The sequence below is a fragment of the Streptomyces sp. 7R007 genome, from assembly GCF_054850255.1.
Window position 1 is genome coordinate 142615 of record NZ_JBTWMV010000014.1, and the last position, 18706, is coordinate 161320.

The following is an 18706-nucleotide window of genomic DNA, read 5'->3' on the forward strand; positions in this document are numbered from 1 at the left end:
GCGCGGGGCCGTCGAACGTCCCGGCTCGCGCTACGAAAGGCGGTCGGTGTCGATGTGCGGAGCGGCGCGGACCAGGCCCGTCTGATAGGCGATGACGACGAGTTGTGCCCGGTCGCGGGCCTGCAGCTTCGTCATGGCACGCTGCACGTGGGCGCGGACGGTGAAGGGGCTGAGGAACATCCGCTCGGCGATCTCCTGGTTGGACAGGCCTGTCGCGGCCAGGGCCACCATTTCCCGTTCGCGCGGGGTGAGTGCGGCGAGTCGTTCGGGGTGGCGTGGCGGGGCGTCGTCCGGTGTGGCCAGGAAACGGGCGACCAGGGAGCGGGTCGCGGCGGGGGAGAGCAGTGTGTCGCCGTCGGCGATCGTCCGGACGGCGTTTGCCAGTTCCTCGGCCCCGATGCCCTTGCCGATGAAGCCGCCGGCGCCCGCGCGCAGCGCCTGAGCGACGTACTCGTCGGTTTCGTAGGTGGTGAGGATCAGGACGCGGCAATCGCGCAGGTCCGGGTCCGCGCAGATCTCGGACGTGGCGGCGAGCCCGTCCACCTCGGGCATGCGGATGTCCATGACCACCACGTCCGGCCGCAGATGCCGGGTGAGTCTGACCGCCTCCCTGCCGTCGGCGGCCTCGCCGACCACGGTGATGTCGTCGGTGCTCTCCAGCAGCATCCGGAAGGCACCGCGCAGGAGCGCCTGGTCGTCGGCGAGCAGTACCCGCAGGGTCACGACGCCTCCCCTGCCGCGCGATCGCCGGCCGGCCGGTCTGTCATGCGTCCGTTGCCTGTTGGCCCGTTTTCTGACGTCCCGTCTGCCATGTGTCCGTGGCCTGTCGGCCCGTTTTCTGACGTCCCGTCTCTCATTCGTCCGTCGCCCGTCCGCACGTCGTCTGTCGCTGCGCCGGCTCTCTGCCCCGCGATGGCTGGTGCCCCGTCAGTCGTCTGCGGCGCGTCCTGGCCGGGTGGGAGGGGCAGTTGGGCGCGGACGAGGAAGCCGCCCTCCGCCCGGCTGCCCGCGGAGAGGTGTCCTCCGACCGCGGTGGCTCGTTCACGCATGCCGATGAGACCGTAGCCGGGCGGACGGTCGACGGCCGCGGGCGCGCTCCGGCCCGTGGGAGGGGTCCCCGTCGCAGCGGCCATGTCCTTGCCCTCGTCGGTGACGGTGAGGGTCACGCGATCGCGGTTCCAGACCAGGCGCACCTGGGCGCGGTCGGTGCCGGCGTGTTTGGTCACGTTGGTCAGGGCCTCCTGGAGGATGCGGTAGGCGGTGAGGTCCACCCCCGGCGGCAGCGGCCTGGCCGTGCCCTCCTGGTGGATAACGACCTCCAACCCCGCGCGGCGGAAGGATTCCAGGAGTGTGGGCAGCCGGGCCAGCCCGGGCGCCGGTTCGGCGGGCGCGGCCGCGTCCCCGGACTGACGCAGCAGGCCGACCGTGGCCCTCAGGTCGTCGAGCGCGTGGCCGGTGGTCTCGACGAGCTCCTTCAGGCTCCGGCGGGTCTGCTCGGGACGGGTGTCGAAGAGGTGGGCGGCGACCGTGGCCTGCGCGTTGGCCAGGGTGATCTGATGGGCCACCAGGTCGTGCAGTTCCCGGGCGATGCGCACACGTTCCTCGGCCACTCTCTGGCGCGCCTCCCGCTCGCGGGTCTCCTCGGCCCGCCGGGCCCGTTCCTCCACGGCCGCCAGGTAGGCCCGCCGGTTGTGCACCGCGTGCCCGAGTACGCCCGCCACCAGCGGGAACGCCGCCACCGCCCCCAGCCTGGTCGCGTCCTTCCACGACAGGGCGCCCAGCAGGGGAGTGGAGGCGACGAGCAGGGCCGCGGAGGTGAGCGACACCGCGCTCGCCGCGTACCGCTGGGTGCGCACGGTGAGCGAGTAGGCGGTGATCACGGCGGGGGCCACGATGAGCGGACTCAGCAAGAGCCCCGCTGCCGGTGCCAGCATGCCGCTGACGGTCGTGGCCACCAGGGCGGCCAGGGGAGCGCGGTGCCGCACCGGCAGCACCGCGCACGAGACCACGGCGATGACGTAGGCGGCGGCAGGCGGTGCGGACAGCCCGCGGCCGTCGTCCGACAGTGCGCCGCCGAACAGGCAGAGCGCGAACGCCGTCGCGATGATCGCTGTCTGCGGCCACCACGTACCGAGTGATCGCCGGCCACCACCCCCCGGGTTTGTCGCATTGCCGGCGCTCCCACCGGTGCGCGTCCCGCCGCCACCCGGCGTGCCGCCCGTCTGCGTCATGGCCTGCTCAGTCCCGGCCCACGGGGAGCCGCCGCACCGCCGCTCGCGGCCCGGCCGCGGTGGCCGGGACGTGCCCGCTCAGTGCCTCGCCCTCGATGTCCACATTCGGCAGCACGCGCTTCAGGATACGGGGCAGCCACCAGGCCCGGTGGCCGAGCAGTGCCAGGACCGCGGGTGCGATCGCCATCCGCACCACGAAGGCGTCGAAGGCGACGGCGGAGGCCAGGCCGACGCCCATCGTCTGGATGGTGGGGTTGCTCATGCCGACGAATCCGGCGAACACGCTGATCATGATGATCGCCGCCGCGGCCACCACACGTCCGCTGTAGCGGAAACCGCTGACGATCGCCGCGCCGGGGGACGCGCCGTGGACGTATGCCTCCCGCATCCGGGTGAGGAGGAACACCTCGTAGTCCATGGCGAGGCCGAACACGATGCCGATGATGAGGATCGGCATGAGGGACATGACCGGTCCGGTCTGCTCGATGCCGAGCAGGTCTGCCGCCCAGCCCCACTGGAAGACGGCGACCAGGACACCGAAGGCGGCACCCACCGACAGCAGGAAGCCGAGCGCGGCCTTGACGGGGACCAGGACCGAGCGGAAGACCACCATCAGCAGCAGCACGGCCAGGCCGATGACCACCGCCAGATAGGGCAGGAGGGCGTCGGACATGGCTTCGGAGATGTCGATGTTCATGGCGGTGGTGCCGGTCACCAGGACGTCGGCGCCGGTGTCGGCCTCGACGCCGGCGACCGCGCCGCGGATCGCGTGCACCAGGTCCTTGGTCTCGGCGCTGTTCGGCGCGCTGTGCGCTACGGCGGTCAGGACGGCTGTGTCCTTGGCCGGGCTGAGCACCGGCTCACCGACCGACGCGACCCCGTGCACCCCCCGTACGGTGCTGACGACGAGGTCGGTCGCCGCGCCGGGGTGAGGAGACTTCGACGTGTCGACGACCACGGTCAACGGGCCGTTGAAACCAGGCCCGAAGCCTTCCGACAGCAGGTCGTAGGCACGGCGCTGGGTGGTCTGGACCGACTTGGACTCGTCGCCGGGCAGCCCGAGTTCGAGATGCAGCGCCGGCAGGGCGACGGCCCCGAGGCCGAGTACGGCAGTCAGCAGCACGCCCACCGGCCGGCGCAGCACGAACCGCGCCCAGCGGGAGGCGAGCCCGGGCCGGCCGGCTGCGCCGACTTCCCGGTGTGCAGGCCCGTTCGCCGGCCGGGTTGCCTTGCGCAGGGCGCGGGGCAGGACCCGCCGGCCGAAGAGGCCGAACAGGGCGGGGACCAGGGTGAGGGCGACGAGTACGGCAAGGGCCACGGCTCCCGCGCCGCCCATGCCCATCTTGGTCAGCTCGGGGATGCCGACGACCCCCAGCCCGACCAGGGCGATGAAGACGGTCGCGCCGGCGAAGACGACGGCGGATCCGGCCGTGCCCACCGCCCGGCCGGCGGCCTCCTCCGGCTCGCTGCCCCGGGCGCGCTCGTCGCGGAAGCGGGAGGTGATGAAGAGTGCGTAGTCGATGCCGACCGCCAGTCCCAGCATCAGGGCCAGGATGGCGACGGTGGACGTCAGGCCCAGCGCGGCCGCCAGCGCGGAGACCAGGCCGAAGGCGATGGCCACCCCCAGCAGGGCGGTCAGCAGCGACAGCCCGGCCGCGACGAGCGACCCGAGGGCGAGCACCAGGACCACTGCCGCCACCGCCACGCCGATGAGTTCCGTCGTACCGCCTGGTTCGTCGTCCGCATCCAGGGCCGAACCACCGATGTCCACGGTCAGTCCCGCATCCCGGGCCTGACGCGCGGCCTGTTCGAGGGCGTGCTTCGTCGCCCCGCTCAGATCGACGGTGTCCGCGCGGTAGGTGATCGTGGCGTAGGCGATGGTGCCGTCGTCGCTGACGGCGCCGCTGCTGTAGGGGTCGGTGATCGACTCCACCTGCTCGCCTGCGTCGAGGGAGTCGAGCGTGTTGTCGATGACCGCCTTGTTCTGCCTGGCCGTCACCCGCTGTCCGTCGGGCGCCTGGAAGACCAAACGGGCCTCGGCGCCCTGGGAGTTGCTCTGTGGGAAGCGCTCGTCCAGCAGGTCGAACGCCTTCTGCGACTCGGTGCCGGGCATGGAGAGGTCCTCGTCCTCGCCGGCCGGTGCGACGGCGGCGGCGACCACGGCCAGGAGCAGGACGGCCAACCACGCACCCCCCACGAGCCGGCGTCGCCGGAAGGCCCAGCGTCCGATCCGGTAAAGAAACATGGCCACTTGTCGATCACTCCAGACACCGTCGGGCAAGGGAAAGGCGTGAGATACGCGAGATGCGCGCGCCGTTCCACAGTTGCCTTTGACGCCCCGCGCGGGCATCGTCCGCCGCCGCCGTCCTGCCCTGATGCGTTCGCACCAGGTGCTCAGGTGTCCTGGTGCGTACGCACCATTGACCGCTCCATGGGTTCACGACCCGCATCTCCTCTGCGAACGCGGTGAACGTCGGCACGCGGCCCCGTGCGGCATCCACGCCGGGTTGCCGCCGCGGGGAACATGGCCGGATCTGCGCCGTACCCATCGGGCCTGCGTGCCCAACTGGCAACCGTGCGCCGCGCCGGGATCTTCGCCATGCGGCCGTTCGTGGAGTGCGGCGGGGTCCTCGGAGTTGAGGGCGGGTGCGGGGAGGGCCCCCGTGCGCTGGAAGCTGCCGCAGGTTGGCGACCGATCGCTTCGCTGCACTCACCGCCGAGGGTGACAGCGAGGGGCCGCTCGTCCTCGACGATGAAGCCGCTGGCTGTCAGGAGCGGGCCCCGGTCGGCGTCGTGGTGCGGAACGTGGGCGGTGTGGAAGCCGTCGGTCGCGGCTGGGGGCTCTTTGACGTCAGGCCGGGTCGCCGGGGCGTTGGCGGGCAGGGAGAAGGCGAAGTCCGTGAGCTCGACGCCGGTCGACAGGCCGCCGCGGGCGCGCGGCCGGTGGTGGGCGTCGAGGTCGCGCCTGCACGGTCCGTGCACGCCGTCTCACGGCGCGAGCCCGGACCGCGCCGACTCGGTTCGGGCTCGCGCCAGCTCTCAGGTGGTGCAGGGCATTGCGCGGGTCATCTCGCCGTAGCTGCATGAGGCGTCATCACTCACGCGAGCAACGGGCTTCGGGGTCTGACATGCAGGAACCGCCGGACGCTCACAGCCGCTGGGAAGTGTCAGAAGTCGACCGGAAGGGTGTCGGGGAGGATGCGCGCGAGATCGTACGCGACGGGATTCAGGTCGGCGGCCATGAGCAGCAGGCGCAGCGGCTGGCGGCGCAGGCCCGTCACCGTCCTGCGGTGGGGCGGGGCGTCTGCGGAGTGCTCGAAGAGGAGGCGGAGGCCGGCGGCGTCCATGAAGGCGGTCGCGTGCAGGTCGAACACGACGTCGCTGATGTCCGGCGGGAGTGCGGCCACGGCTGCCCGCAGCGGGGGCAGGGTGTCGGCGTCGATCTCGCCGTGCGGGATGATCCGGGCATGGGTACCGTCGGTGACGGTGGTGATGTTCATGCTGGGCGCGTCCCCCTTCCCGGGGGTCGATGAGCCCAACGACGCGCCGCCCTGCTGGGAGCGGACGACGAAGGCCGGGGCCGGGTGCCCGGAACGGGGACAACGCCCGACTTCCCGAAAGAGCGGCTGCCCCGCAGGGCGAGCCGGTCGGTCTCGTGTCCGTTCACCGTCCCACACTCCTGTTCGCACTGCGATACCCGAGGGCGACTTTCGGGCAAAGGCCCGGTGCGGGGTGACTGATCGAGCTTTCCGGTATAGCCGACAACATCGGCGATCAGGGAGGGCTCTACGACGGACGTGTGGCGTTGCGGGCCGTGTCCATCCTGCGCCGACGAGACGGTGTGGGCGGTGGCCGGTGCGCCACTGGGCGGGACGCTGCCGGGAGGGGGTGCCGGGGCGTTATCGGGCGCCTGTGGTGGGCGGTTGGGGATGGCTGGGCCGGGCGGTGGGTCGCAGTCCGTCCATCAGGAGGTTCAGCAGGCGGCCGGCGGTGGCGTCGTGCCGGGGCGGTGGGGCAACGGTGAAGATGCCGATGAGCGCGGCGGCGATGTCGTCGGCGGTGACGTCGCTGCGGAGGTCGCCTGCCGCGCGGCCGGCGTCGAGGATCGTGGTGATGGCCGTCAGCAGCTCGGTTCGTGTCTGTCCGTGGGTGATCTCGCCTGATTCGATCATCGCGAGGAGGGTGTCGAGCATGCCGTTCTTCGTGGCGATCCAGTTCCCGAACAGGTCCATCCAGCGCCGCATCGCCACGGCCGGGGAGTGTTGACCGAGGAGGTCGCGGGCGCCGGTGGTCAGCCGTGCGACCTGGTCTTGGTAGACGGCGTCGACCAGTGCCTCGCGGGTGGGGAAGTGCCGGTAGAGCGTGGCGATGCCGACCCCCGCCTCACGGGCGATCGCGCGCATCGACGGCTCGGCGTCGGCCGACATGAACACCCGGGTGGCCACGGCGAGCAGCTGGTCGCGGTTGCGGGCCGCGTCCGCCCGTGGCGGGCGGGCTTCCCTCTGACCCGAAGCGGATCGCGCTCCGTTTGTGTTACGGTCCTTCATGTAAACGGAGCATAGTCCGTTTCGGTTGTGTTTCCCTCGGCACCAAGGAGGCCGGCGCACATGCAGGCACCAAGCACGCAACCGCCCGCAGGCAGCAGCAGAGCGGTCCTGCTGGAGTCCTTCGGTGGCCCGGAGGTTCTTCACGTCCGCGAGGTTCCCGCGCCCCAGGCCGGCCCGGGACAGATCCGGGTGCGGGTGACCGCGGCCGGCCTGAACCCGATGGACTGGATCATGACCGCTGATGCCGACACCGCCGCCCGGTTCGGCCTCGGCCTGCCGGTCGGGTTCGGGACCGACTACGCGGGTGTGGTCGACCAGGTGGGCGACGGGGTCACGGACTTCGCACCCGGCGACCGGGTGTTCGGGGGTGCCCTGTCCCGCGCGGTCGCCGACTTCGTGGTGGTCGACTCGGCCGGACAGAGCGCGGCGAACGAGGTTCACCACACACCTGACGGCGTCGACGACCGCACCGCCGCCACCCTCACGATCGCGGGCCGCACGGCATCCGCCGCCCTCGCCGCCATCGACCCCGGCCCGGACGACACGGTGCTGATCGGCGGCGCCGGCGGCGGAGTGGGGGTGTTCGCCGTCCAGTTGGCCCGGATCGCAGGAGCGCGCGTGATCGGGACGGGATCGGCGGCATCGGCCGATCACCTGCGCGCGCTGGGAGCCGAGCCGGTCGCCTACGGCGACGGCCTGACCGACCGGGTCCGCGCGCTGGCTCCCGGCGGCGTCACTGCCGCCATCGACCTGCACGGGGTGCAGACCGTGCACGCCGCACGCGAACTGGGCGTCCCGGACGGCCGCATCTGCACCATCGCCGCACAAGTCGACGGCGTGGCGGCGGCCAACGGCGCGCACGCTGCGCCCGGTGCCCTGGAATCCATCGCCCGCCTGGTCGCGGAGGGCCGGCTGAGGGTGCCCGTCTCGGCGAGCTTCCCGATCGAAGAGATCCGCCGCGCGGCCGAGCTCCAGGCCGCCCGGCACGTACGCGGCAAGATCGTCATCGACCTCCAGCCGTCCTGACCCGTCAGGCGCAGGGTGCCGACGGGCCCAGCCCTGCGCTGAGCCGACCGCGAGATAGCGGAGGGCACCGTGGCCGCGCGTCCGGTTCCAGCCGACCGGAAGCCCCTCCGGTCAACCGTCACGGGGGAGGAGCGGGACAGGGAGACGGCAGCGGGAATGCCGACCGGGCCGACTGCGTTGTGCAGGGCGTGGTGGTGAAGGGGACAGTGTCCCCGGGCCTCATCTCTCGCCTGCAGGGACGATCGTTCGGCTGAAGCCCTGCAGAGCCTTTCGCCGCGCAGGCGACCGCCCTTCACGACCACGCCTTCTTGCACGGGCGGCCCCGGACAGTTCCCACGGTCCGGGGCCCCGCCCATGCCGGACACACCCGGGGCCTGCTCAGTGGGCGAGCGGGGTGGCGGCTTTCGGCGGAGATTTGCGGAGCTACCGTTGTAACAATTACTGTTACGAAGAGATCGGGGGCTTGGAAGGTGAGGTCCGAGGTGAGCGCCAACAGCAGGCTGACCATCGCCGCGCATGCCCTGACGTGGATAGGGCTGTATCAGCGTCGCGGTCATGCGGTCGCCACCTCCGAGCAGATCGCGACGAGCGTCAACACCAACCCGGTGGTGATCCGCCGCCTTCTGTCCGAGCTGCGCAAGGCGGGCCTCGTCGAGTCGCGGCGAGGTGCGGGAGCGGGCTGGATGCTCTGCCGGGACCTGGCGTCGATCACTCTGCTCGACGTCCATGAGGCGATCGCCGCCGGGCCGGTCTTCGCTCTGCATCCCTCGACGCCTGACCCCGAGTGCGTCGTGGGTCACGGCATGGGGCCGGCGCTGGCTTCCGTCTATGACGGGGTCGAGGCCGCCGTGCGCAGGGAGTTGGCGAAAACCACTCTGGAGGACGTCCTGCGGGACGTACTCGCCACCGCCTAGCCCACCCCTGCTCTCGGTGGTGGCACGTTTCCGCGGCCGTAAATGTAACAAAAATCGTTACGTCAGAGACGCGACGCACACCCACCCACCACAGACACCACAGACACCACAGACACCACAGACACCACAGACACCACAGACAAGGACAGACGCCATGACCACAGACACCCAGACCTCACGGGCAGTGACCGAGCAGTTCGTGGAACGCCTCGGCAGGCAGGACCAGGACGGCATCCAGGACCTGTTCGCGGCAGACATCGACTGGTACGTCCCCGGCAACGACGCCCTGCCCTGGACCGGCCGCCGTACCCGCCGGGAGGACGTCGCGGCGTACTTCACCACGATGTGGCCGCACTTCGTGCCCGGCAAGAGCAAGGTCGTGCTGGAGCGGATCATCGTCGACGGCGGTGACGTGATGCTGCTGGGGGTCTTCACGCACACCGTCGCAGCCACCGGCAGGGAGTTCACCACTCCGTCGGCCATGCACCTGGTGGTCGAAGGCGGCGAGATCGTCCGCATGCACCTCTACGAGGACACGCTGAGCGTCGACCAGGCGTTCAGCACGGACTGAGGACGAAAACGGATCAGGGGCGTCCCCCGCACCCCGCATGACGCCTGCGATGATCCCATGCCGCAAAGAAGATCACCTGGGACGCCGGCGCCGGCTGGTTCAGGCCGGCACGCGGGCGGCGAGGATGGCGACGTCGTCGGCGTGGTCGGCGGCCAGGCCGGTGAGGAGCTCGTCGCAGAAGATCTCCAAAGGCTCGCGGGCCAGGGCGGCGGCGTGCTGCCGCAGCCGGGTCAGGCCGGCTTCCAGGTGCTCGCCGCGGCGCTCGATCAGGCCGTCGGTGTAGAGCAGTACGGTCGAGCGGGCGGGCAGCATTTCGGTGGCGTGCGGGCGCGGCTCATCGGGGTCGACGCCCAGCAGCAGGCCGTGGCCGCCGGTGAGGTAGCGGGTGTCGCCGTCATGGGTGATCAGCAGGGGCGGCGGGTGTCCGGCACTGGAGAACTCCAGCATCCACCTGCCGTCCTCGCGCTCGCCGAGCAGGCCGTACAGGCAGGTCGCGGTCGCGTGCGGGTACAGGGTGTGGTGGGCTGCGTCCAGACGGCGCAGGATGCTGCCGGGAGGTTCCTGGCGGTCGCAGCCGATGCCGCGCAGCATGTTGCGCAGCTGGCTCATCGTGATCGCCGCCCGCAGGTCGTGTCCGGTGACGTCCCCGATGATCATCGTGGTGTGGCCGGTGGGCAGGGTGAAGCTGTCGTACCAGTCGCCGCCGACTTCAGCGGTGGCGGCGGCGGGCGTGTAGCGGGCGGCCAGCCGCAGCGGGCCCGCCTCCGGCAGCGGAGGCAGCAGTGAGCGTTGGAGGCGTTCGGCGATGTGCTGGGTCTCCCGGTGCAGCCGCGCGTTGTCCACCCCCAGCGCCATCCGGTGCGCCAGGTCCTCCACCATGGCCAGGTCACTGGTGGTCAAGGGCGCCCGCTGGGCACTGCGGCCGACGGTCACCGCCCCCAGCACCTGCCGGCGCGCCCGCAGCGGAGCAACGACCGCCGTATCCGTGCCCAGCTGACTGAACAACTCCAGCTGGCGCGCATGCAGCGGATCCGCCGCCTGTGCGGGGGAGGGCATGTCCGCGGACGTGAGCAACAACGGCCCGGCCCCGGCCAGCACCCTGGCCAGCGGTCCCACGGGCACCTCCGGAACGGGCGGCAGCGCGCCGGTCAGGCCCCCGAACGGCAGCATCCCGGGGTCGTGATGTACGACGCTGACACGGTGCGGTCGGCCGTCGTCCTCGAGCAGGTCCACCGCGACCCAGTCCGCCAGCTGCGGCACCAGGATCCGGCACACCCGGCGCAGGCCCTTGTGCGAGTCCAGCGTGCTGGACAACGCGGTGGTGGCTTCCGCCAGCAGCGTCAGTCGGTCCAGCGCCCGCTGCACCACATCATCGACCTCGAAATCCTCCACCGTCTCCGCCTTCCCCGCCCAGCGCCCCCTGCCACGTCCCAGGCACGCACGATGTTCGGATGCCGCTCAGATCCGGACGGCACCTGCGCTCCACGCGAGGCCCGGCAGGGGCACAGGCCACGCCCGGCCTGCGGCCGGCACCGAGTCGTTCCTGCTCACCTCGCTGCCGGGCATGGGCGAGGTGCCGATCATGACCTGCGGCGGTGGCCGTCCGGGGAGAGTTCCCGCTTGATGCTCACCGCGTCGTGACGTCGTGGGCGGCGCCGTCGGTGATGGCGTGGAGTTTGTCGGGGTTGGCGACGTTGTGGATGGCGGTGATGCGGCCGCCGGCGTCGAAGTCGAAGGTGACGGTGGCGATCACCCGGTCGGGGGCGCTGAATACGATGCCAGGGCCGCCGTTGATCTCGGCGAGCGTGGCGCGCATGTCGGCGGGATGGACGCCCTGGTAGGTGACCGTGCCGATGGCCGCGAACCAGGAGGCCACCGTCTGTGCGCCCACGACCGGCTGGAGTGCCTGACGGACCTTGCCGCCGCCGTCGGTCCACAACGTGACGTCCGGGGACAACAGCTCCATCAGGGTGTTGATGTCACCGCCGGCCGCGGCGGCGAGGAACCGCTCGGTGACCTCGCGCTGGCGCGAGCGGTCGGCGGCAAACCGGGGCCTGCGGGCCCGCACCGGCTGTCCGGGTGAGAAGGGGCTTTGGCGCGCCTTCTGGTTGCGGGTGGTGATGTTGCCGAGGGCGTCCGCGGCGACGAGCAGCGCACCACCCGCCCGGGCAGCCTGCACAAGCGACCGGCGGCAGTGCCATCGGCGACCCGGAGCCTGACCGTCCGTTCCGTGCCCGGCTCGGCTAAGACGCCGGCCTGTCCGGTCATGCCCACCCGCTGACCGTCACCGGCAAGCGCCATCGGCCCCGCACGGCCGACCCGTGCCGGGACCGGCTTGCTCCGCCTGCGTGTCGGGGCCGGAGTTCATCTCCCCGGTCCTGACGAAACGACGATTCCGCTCGTTCGCGCCTTGGCGGGCGCCCCCGGTCAGATCCGCCAGGAACGCAGTGCCTCGGCCACGGCGTAAACGGTCAACCGGCTGTCGCGGATCTTGCGGACGAGGTCGGAGAGGGCGCCGTAAGGCGGGTCGATGCCCTCACCGGACTGGCCCATGTACTGCGCGGCGACGAACGCGCCGAAGAGGCTGTTGCGGTGGGGGAGTGGTTCGAGCCGCACGATCGTGTGCAGGAGCGCGGCCGCACGCCAGGCGGGATCGGGATCGGACGTCTGCAGGGTCGGCATCTTCGTCTTGTGCCGGGCGACGGCGGCGACCAGCGCCGAGTAGTCCGACACCGTCACGTCTTCGTGCCCGAGGGCGGCTTCCTGGACGTCGAGCAGCCAGGAGACATCGATATACAGGACCATCAGGCAGCCGTGACGTCGCCGCCCCGCTGAGCGGGCGGGACCTCATCGGGGAAGGCCTGGTCGAACTCGCCGCGCAGCCTGTCGGCCCAGACCGTGGCACCGGCCACGAACTGCCTTCGGTGCATCTCCCGCACACCGAGGTCGTGCAGGTACTGCTTCAGGCTCTTGCCCTCGGCGGCCGCGGCGGCGCGTACGCCTTCCATTTCCTCGTCGGAGAAGGACACGTTCAGTGACGGCATACCCTTAAGGTACCTGGTTGGTACCTAACGCCGCCACCCCGGCCCGCAGCCTCTTACCGCTGCCTCGCCGCGACGGCCGTCCTCCGGTTCGTGTCACTCCCGGGGAATTCGACGTTTCGATCGACAGCCTTGATATGGGTATCGATTTCATTCTTCAGTGGGCCGTGGACCCGGTGTCGTTCGAACTCGTACTTTTCGATGCGGCAGCTTCTCCGACCTGCGGACGGAAGTGATGGACGAGATACACCTGGCACGTTCCCGCCGTTTCATCGTCACCAGCGTGTCGTCGGACGCCCACATGTGGAACCTCGTCTTCTTACAGCTGTTGCTGGAGGAACGGGGTGGGGAGGTGATCAATCTCGGCGCATGCGTCCCGGACGACGTGATCCTGGCCGAGTGCCGCAGACACCGCCCGCGCGCGCTGATCGTGAGCACCGTCAACGGCCACGGCCACCTCGACGGACTCCGGCTCATCAGGCAGATCCGCAACGACCCCGAACTGGCCGATCTGCGGGTGGTGATTGGCGGGAAACTCGGCATCCGCGGAGCCGAGAACGCGCGGTTCGGTGCCGAGCTCGTGGCCGCCGGATTCGACGCGGCATTCGAGTCGGAGGCCGGGCTCGCCGAATTCGACGCCTTTCTCGGAGCGCTGGAAGAACGTCCTTCCCGTGAACTGACGATATCGGGAAGGGGAATGTGAGATGAACGCCGCACCTGTGTCCGTACCCGTACCCGTACCCGCCACCCCGGCGCTCAGCCGCTTCTCGCGTTACGTCCGGCGCAGCCATGAACAGGGCCGGCTGGTGGTGCAGCCGCGGATGGGATTCGCCGACACGGCGACCATGCGCCGGGGCCTTGAGGCCGTCAGAGCCGTGCGCGGCGCCTCCGTCGGAACCGTCACCGTCGACAGCTACACCCGGGTCAACGACCACGACTCCGCCCGGCGGGCGCTGGAGCGGGGGGACGACCTCAACGGATATCCGGTCGTGGCCCACGGCGAGGAGGAGACCCGGCGGCTGCTGAGCGGTGTGGCCGATGACGACTTCCCCGTCCAGTTCCGCCACGGCTCCGCCCTGCCGAGGCAGCTTTTCGGCACGCTGGCCCGCGTCGGCGCGGACGCCACCGAGGGCGGGCCGGTGTCGTACTGCCTGCCCTACAGCCGCGTTCCGCTGCCGCAGGCCACCCGAGCCTGGGCCGAGTGCTGCCGCATCCTCGCCGACCGGCCGCAGCCGATGCACCTGGAGAGCTTCGGCGGCTGCATGCTCGGCCAGCTGTGCCCGCCGAGCCTGCTGATCGCGCTGAGCGTTTTGGAGGGGATGTTCTTCCGCGAGCACGGCATGCGCAGCATCTCGGTCAGTTACGCGCAGCAGACCAGCTTCGAGCAGGACCTGGAAGCGCTGGCCGCACTGCGCCGACTGGCCGCGCAGTGGCTGGGGGACGACGCCGACTGGCACGTGGTGCTCTACACGTACATGGGTGTCTTCCCCAAGACGACGGTGGGCGCCTACCGGATGCTGGAGGACAGCGTCCGCCTCGCGGTGCGCAGCGGCACCGAGCGGCTGATCGTGAAGACCGCGGTGGAGGCGTACCGGATCCCCACCATCGAGGAGAACGTGGACGCCCTGGAGTTCGCCGCCGCGGTGGCGGCCGACGAGCGTCGCCAGGCGCCGGCCGGGCGGCGGATCGCGCAGACCGGCATCTACGAGGAGGCGCAGCGGCTGATCACCTCGACGCTGCACTTCGGCGACGACATCGGCTCCGCGCTGGTGGGCGCCTTCGCCCGCGGGCACCTGGACGTGCCCTACTGCCTGCACCAGGACAACGCCAACCGTTCGCGGGCCGCCATCGGTCCGAGGGGCACCCTGCGCTGGTGCGAGCCGGGAGCGATGCCCGTGGCCGCGTCGGGCGGGCCCGGCGCCGCGGTGACCGCGCGTTCGCTGATCGACATGCTGGGCTACAACGAGCGCCGCTTCGACCGCGAGGAGCTGGTCGGCGCGGCGGTGAGGGGGTTGCTGTGACGACCGTGGTACGCAAGGACGTCGCGACGACGCTGGACGCGGTGCGCGAGCGGGGCGCCGTACGGGCGGTGGTCAGCCAGGGGATCCGCGGCCTGTCCATGCCGGACGGCAGCGGATCGTGGAGCGGTCTCGACGCGGACATCGCCCGGGCGGTGGCCGCCGCGGCGCTGGGCGATGCGGCCGCGGTGCAGTGGCTGCCCACGGACCCCGCCCAGCGGCTGGCCCGTCTGGTCTCGGGCGCCGCGGACGTGGCCACCTGCAACCTGTCGTGGACGCTCGGCCGCGAGGCCGCCCATCCCGTGCTGTTCTGCGGGGTCACCTGCTACGACGGGGAGGGTTTCCTCGTCCGTACGGCGGAGGGGATATCGAGACCCGAGCAGCTCGCCGGGTGCCGGGTCGCCACCCAGGCGGGCACCACGACCGCGGACAACCTGGCGGCATGGTTCGGTGCGCGCGGCCTGCAGGTCGAGGCCGTCGCCTACGCGACCCCCGCCGAGGCGCTGGCCGGTTACGCGGACGGCACGTGCGCGGCCTACGTCCTGGACCGCATCGCGCTGGCCGGCGCACGGGCCACCCTGCCGCGCCCGGCGGACCATGTCGTGCTGGAGACCGCCATCTCCCGTGAGCCGATGGCACTGGCCGTCCGTGACGACGACCCGGGGTGGTTCCGGGTGTGCCGGTGGGTGCTGCAGTTCCTCATCGGCGCCGAGAACGCCGTACGCGAGGGCGGCACGGCACGCGCCGCGGCCGACCTGGCGGACCGGCACGGTCACCTGCTCGGCCTCGGCAGAGGCTGGGCGCACCGGGTGCTCGACGCCGTCGGCACCTACGGCGACATCTACGAGCGCAATCTGGGGCCGGCCTCCGGCCTGGACGTCGGCCGGGGCGCCAACGCCCTGTGGGGCGAGGGCGGAGTGCACTATCCGCTGCCCCTGCACTGATCCGCGTCCAGGGGGTTTCGCCTGCTCAGGGGCCCCATCGAGAGCCTTGATGCGGGCATCGAATTCGTTCCCCAGCAGCGCGTGGACCAGGCCGCACCCAAGCTCGTAGGTTCGTTGCACCGGCTGGGGCCGGCCCGAATCCCGGCCCCACTCTCTGCCAGACCTTCCCCTCCGAAGCAGGAGTATGTCATGGGCACATCAGAAACGCGTCGTCCGGAGACGCGCGGCGCGATCGAACTGACGGCGGCGATGCTGCTGTCGGGCACCATCGGCGTCTTCGTCGTCGAGTCCGGCGCCTCGCCGTTCAACGTGGTCTTCTACCGGTGCGTGTTCGGCACCCTCTTCCTCGGCCTGTACTGCCTGGCCCGCGGGTTCTTCACCGACCACGGCTTCACCCCGAAGAAGCTGGCCCTGGCCGCGCTCGGCGGCGTGTTCATCGTCTTCAACTGGGCCTTCTTGTTCGAGTCCTACGGCAAGACGTCGATCTCGGTGGCCACGGTCGTCTACCACACCCAGCCGTTCTTCGTGGTGCTGCTCGGAGCCGTACTGTTCAAGGACCGCATCACCGCCCACAAGGCGGGCTGGCTGATCGTCGCCTTCCTCGGGCTCGTCCTCGTCTCCGGCATCTCCTCCTCCGACCTCTCCAGCGACAGCACCTACCTGGTGGGCATCGGCTACGCCCTGCTCGCCGCCCTCTTCTACGGCCTGTCGACGATCATCACCAAGCGTGTGAGCGGCGTGAAGCCCCACCTGGTCGCCCTGGTCCAGGTCACGCTCGGCATCCCGCTGCTGCTGCCCTTCACCCAGCTCGGCCAGAGCGCGCACTTCGGCAGCGGCTGGGCCTGGCTCGCCGGCCTGGGCTTCATCCACACCGGCGTGATGTACGTGCTGATGTACTCCTCGTACCAGAAGCTGCCCACCTCGAAGATCGCCGTCCTGGCCTTCGTCTACCCGGCCGCCGCCATGGTCTGCGACTGGGCCGTCTACGGACACCACGTCACCTGGGTGCAGGCGCTGGGCATCCCGCTCATCGTCGCGGCCTCCCTGGGCATCAACCTCGGCTGGCGCCCGCGTCTGCGCCCCACCCCCGCGCAGCCCGCCCAGGCCGCCTCGCTCCAGCCGGCCGCCGCGTCCGGCAAGCGCACCACCGCCTGATCCCGCCCACCGTCTGACCCACCGTCCGGGCCCGCCCACCGTTCGGGCCCGCCCACTCTCCCAGCCCCCCACGCCGCCCGACGCTCATGCCCGAGCCCGTCTGAGAGGACCCCTCGCCATGCCCCGCGTCACCGACCCGAACGCACCGCGCATAGCCGTCGTCGGCGCCACCGGAGTCGTCGGCACCACCCTCCTGCAGCTCATCGCCGAGCGCGGCTTCCGCTACCGCGACCTGCACCTGGTCGCCTCCGCCCGCTCGGCCGGCCGCGAGATCACCGTCGAGGGCCGCCCCCACCGGGTGCATGACCTGGACGGCTTCGACTTCTCCGGCACCGACGTCGCCTTCTTCTCCGCCGGCGCCCGCGTGAGCACCACCTTCGTCCCCAAGGCCGTCGCCCGAGGCGCCCTGGTCATCGACAACACCAGCGCCTTCCGGATGGACCCCGGCACCCCGCTCGTCGTTCCCCAGGTCAACGCGCACGAACTCGACGGGCGCCCGGACAGCGGCATCATCGCCAACCCCAACTGCTCCACCATCCCCCTGGTCCGCCTGCTGAAGCCGGTCCAGGAGCGCTGGGGCATCCGGCAGGTGGTGGTCAGCACCTACCAGGCGGCCTCCGGCGCGGGCTACTCCGGCATCGACGAACTGCGCGCCGGCGCCCGCGCGGTCCTCGACGACCCCGACAGCACCGGCGTCACCGGCACCTTCAGTCCCTCCCTCGCCTTCGACGTCATCCCCCGCATCGACCGCCTCCTCGACAGCGGCTTCACCTTCGAGGAGCAGAAGATGCTCCAGGAGTCCCGCAAGATCCTCGGACTCCCGCACCTGGACGTCACCACCACCTGCGTGCGCGTCCCCGTCGCCAACAGCCACTCCGAGGCCGCCTGGATCGAGTGCCACCAGCCCGTCGACCGGGCGGAACTGGTCCGGCTGCTCGCCGCGCAGGACGAGGTCACCGTCCACGACCTGGAAACCCCCGGCGCGTTCCCCACCCCGCGCACCGCCGGCGACCCCAACCGCGTGCACGTCGGCCGCGTCCGTGTCGCAGAGCACAACCCGCGCGGCTTCTGGCTGTGGATCGTCGCCGACAACGTCCGCATCGGCGCCGCCCTCAACGCCCTACAGATCGCCGAGGCCCTGACCGAGCGAGGTGTGCTGTGAGCGACTACGCCGTGTTGAAGTTCGGCGGCTCCACCTTCCCCGACCTCAACGCCTACGCCGATCTCGCCGCCGCCCTGCGCCGTCGGGTCGAGGAGGAGCAGCGGCCGATGGCCGTGGTGGTCAGCGCCATGCCGGGCGAGACCGAAAAGCTGCGCGGCATGCTGCACCAGGCCAACCCGCAGCCGGAGGACGCCACCGTCGCCGGGCTGCTCACCCTCGCCGACACCGTCAGCGCCCACCTGATGGCCACCGCCCTGCACCGCGTCGGCCTCACCGCCACCGTGCTCGCGGGCCACCAGCAGGGCCTGGTCACCGACAGCACCTTCATGTGGGCCAAGGTGGCGCGGCTGGACGCCGCACCGCTGCGGCGGGCTCTCGACGAGTATCAGATCGTCCTCATCCCCGGCGGCCAGGCGGCCGACGCGCAGGGCCGCCCCACCTGGCTCGGCAAGAACAGCTCCGACCTGTCGGCCGTCCTGGTCGCCGCCGCCCTCGGCATCGACCGGGTCGAGATCCACTCCGACGTCGACGGCATCTACAGCGCCGATCCGAACCTGGTCACCGGCGCCCGCCTGATCCCCGAGATCACCCACGACACCGCCGCGCTGATGTCGCTGTACGGGGCGAAGGTCTTGCACCGCAGGTCGGTGCGGACCGCCAAACAGCACGGCATCACGTTGGTCTGCCGCCACAACCGGGCCCCGTTCCGCGTCGGCACGGTCATCGGCGGCGACGGCGGACCGGCCGCCGGTGTCGTCGCCAACACCAAGTCCACGATCCTCGCCTACGCCACCGCGGCCGACGCCGACCTCGCCCACAGCGTCTTCCACACCGAAGGAATCGACACCGTACGCCTGGAGGACGGCCCGCACCTCATGGTCGTCGGCGGCTACCTCGACATCGACCGCTTCCACCGGCTGCACGACCTGCCCCGGGCACGGTCCGTGGGCATCCCGGTCACCGAGATCACCGGCAGCCGGGCCACCACCCACATCGCCGCCGACGCCGAGCAGGCCCGCTGGCTCGCGCAGAAACTCCACGACGCCCTGCCCGAACCGGACGAGCCGGCCGTGGGGCTGCGCGCCCTGTAAGTCACT

At 71.3% G+C, this 18706-nt stretch carries 17 protein-coding genes and 1 pseudogene; 9 read left to right on the forward strand and 9 right to left on the reverse strand.

Annotated features, from left to right (window positions below):
• Positions 1-30 precede the first annotated feature (30 nt).
• From ACYF6T_RS20300 to ACYF6T_RS20320, 5 genes are all read right to left on the reverse strand, one after another.
• Entirely contained in the window at positions 31-723 is a 693-nt protein-coding gene (locus ACYF6T_RS20300) for a response regulator transcription factor (RefSeq protein ID WP_461698202.1), read from the reverse strand.
• On the reverse strand, positions 720-2231 hold the full coding sequence (locus ACYF6T_RS20305) for a sensor histidine kinase (protein ID WP_461698203.1): 1512 nt from the start codon (positions 2229-2231) through the stop codon (positions 720-722). The genes ACYF6T_RS20300 and ACYF6T_RS20305 overlap by 4 nt, the downstream gene beginning before the upstream one ends.
• 7 nt (positions 2232-2238) lie before the next feature.
• Positions 2239-4482 carry an MMPL family transporter gene (locus ACYF6T_RS20310; RefSeq protein ID WP_461698204.1) on the reverse strand — a complete coding sequence of 748 codons (2244 nt, stop codon included), beginning with the start codon at positions 4480-4482 and terminating at the stop codon, positions 2239-2241.
• Between the two features lie 916 nt (positions 4483-5398).
• The gene (locus tag ACYF6T_RS20315) at positions 5399-5731 is read right to left on the reverse strand and encodes an STAS domain-containing protein (protein WP_461698205.1); all 333 of its coding nucleotides are present in this window, start codon (positions 5729-5731) and stop codon (positions 5399-5401) included.
• Positions 5732-6130: 399 nt separating this feature from the next.
• Positions 6131-6778: a TetR/AcrR family transcriptional regulator gene (locus ACYF6T_RS20320; protein WP_461698206.1), complete on the reverse strand. Its 648-nt coding sequence runs from the start codon at positions 6776-6778 to the stop codon at positions 6131-6133.
• 60 nt (positions 6779-6838) lie between these two features.
• On the opposite strand from ACYF6T_RS20320, the gene ACYF6T_RS20325 reads away from it, so the two are divergent.
• From ACYF6T_RS20325 to ACYF6T_RS20335, 3 genes are all read left to right on the forward strand, one after another.
• Positions 6839-7804: an NADP-dependent oxidoreductase gene (locus ACYF6T_RS20325; protein WP_461698207.1), complete on the forward strand. Its 966-nt coding sequence runs from the start codon at positions 6839-6841 to the stop codon at positions 7802-7804.
• 482 nt (positions 7805-8286) lie between these two features.
• Complete coding sequence (locus ACYF6T_RS20330; protein ID WP_461698208.1) at positions 8287-8718, forward strand: Rrf2 family transcriptional regulator; 432 nt, start codon at positions 8287-8289, stop codon at positions 8716-8718.
• 154 nt (positions 8719-8872) lie between these two features.
• Entirely contained in the window at positions 8873-9289 is a 417-nt protein-coding gene (locus ACYF6T_RS20335; protein WP_461698209.1) for a nuclear transport factor 2 family protein, read from the forward strand.
• Between the two features lie 99 nt (positions 9290-9388).
• On the opposite strand, the gene ACYF6T_RS20340 is transcribed toward ACYF6T_RS20335, so the two are convergent.
• The 4 genes and pseudogenes from ACYF6T_RS20340 to ACYF6T_RS20355 form a co-directional block, all read right to left on the reverse strand.
• The gene (locus tag ACYF6T_RS20340; protein ID WP_461698210.1) at positions 9389-10681 is read right to left on the reverse strand and encodes a PP2C family protein-serine/threonine phosphatase; all 1293 of its coding nucleotides are present in this window, start codon (positions 10679-10681) and stop codon (positions 9389-9391) included.
• 235 nt (positions 10682-10916) lie between these two features.
• Positions 10917-11360: pseudogene (locus tag ACYF6T_RS20345) on the reverse strand (sigma-70 family RNA polymerase sigma factor family protein); the annotation flags it as partial.
• 356 nt (positions 11361-11716) lie between these two features.
• The gene (locus ACYF6T_RS20350; protein WP_461698211.1) at positions 11717-12094 is read right to left on the reverse strand and encodes a toxin Doc; all 378 of its coding nucleotides are present in this window, start codon (positions 12092-12094) and stop codon (positions 11717-11719) included.
• Positions 12094-12333 (reverse strand): hypothetical protein, encoded by a 240-nt coding sequence (locus tag ACYF6T_RS20355; protein ID WP_461698212.1) that lies wholly within the window; start codon positions 12331-12333, stop codon positions 12094-12096. Before ACYF6T_RS20355 ends, ACYF6T_RS20350 begins: the two co-directional genes overlap by 1 nt.
• A 232-nt stretch (positions 12334-12565) precedes the next feature.
• Between ACYF6T_RS20355 and ACYF6T_RS20360 the strand changes: the two genes are divergently transcribed.
• The 6 genes from ACYF6T_RS20360 to ACYF6T_RS20385 all read left to right on the forward strand — a co-directional run bounded on the left by ACYF6T_RS20360 (position 12566) and on the right by ACYF6T_RS20385 (position 18700).
• On the forward strand, positions 12566-13033 hold the full coding sequence (locus ACYF6T_RS20360) for a cobalamin B12-binding domain-containing protein (protein WP_461698213.1): 468 nt from the start codon (positions 12566-12568) through the stop codon (positions 13031-13033).
• 1 nt (position 13034) lies between these two features.
• Positions 13035-14351, forward strand: coding sequence for a methylaspartate mutase (locus tag ACYF6T_RS20365; RefSeq protein WP_461698214.1), 1317 nt, complete (start codon positions 13035-13037; stop codon positions 14349-14351).
• Positions 14348-15292 (forward strand): transporter substrate-binding domain-containing protein, encoded by a 945-nt coding sequence (locus tag ACYF6T_RS20370; protein ID WP_461698215.1) that lies wholly within the window; start codon positions 14348-14350, stop codon positions 15290-15292. The genes ACYF6T_RS20365 and ACYF6T_RS20370 overlap by 4 nt, the downstream gene beginning before the upstream one ends.
• A 189-nt stretch (positions 15293-15481) precedes the next feature.
• Positions 15482-16447, forward strand: coding sequence for a DMT family transporter (locus tag ACYF6T_RS20375; protein ID WP_461698216.1), 966 nt, complete (start codon positions 15482-15484; stop codon positions 16445-16447).
• 118 nt (positions 16448-16565) lie between these two features.
• Positions 16566-17609, forward strand: a complete 1044-nt coding sequence (locus tag ACYF6T_RS20380; RefSeq protein WP_461698217.1) for an aspartate-semialdehyde dehydrogenase — start codon at positions 16566-16568, stop codon at positions 17607-17609.
• Complete coding sequence (locus ACYF6T_RS20385; RefSeq protein ID WP_461698218.1) at positions 17606-18700, forward strand: amino acid kinase family protein; 1095 nt, start codon at positions 17606-17608, stop codon at positions 18698-18700. The genes ACYF6T_RS20380 and ACYF6T_RS20385 overlap by 4 nt, the downstream gene beginning before the upstream one ends.
• Positions 18701-18706 lie beyond the last annotated feature (6 nt).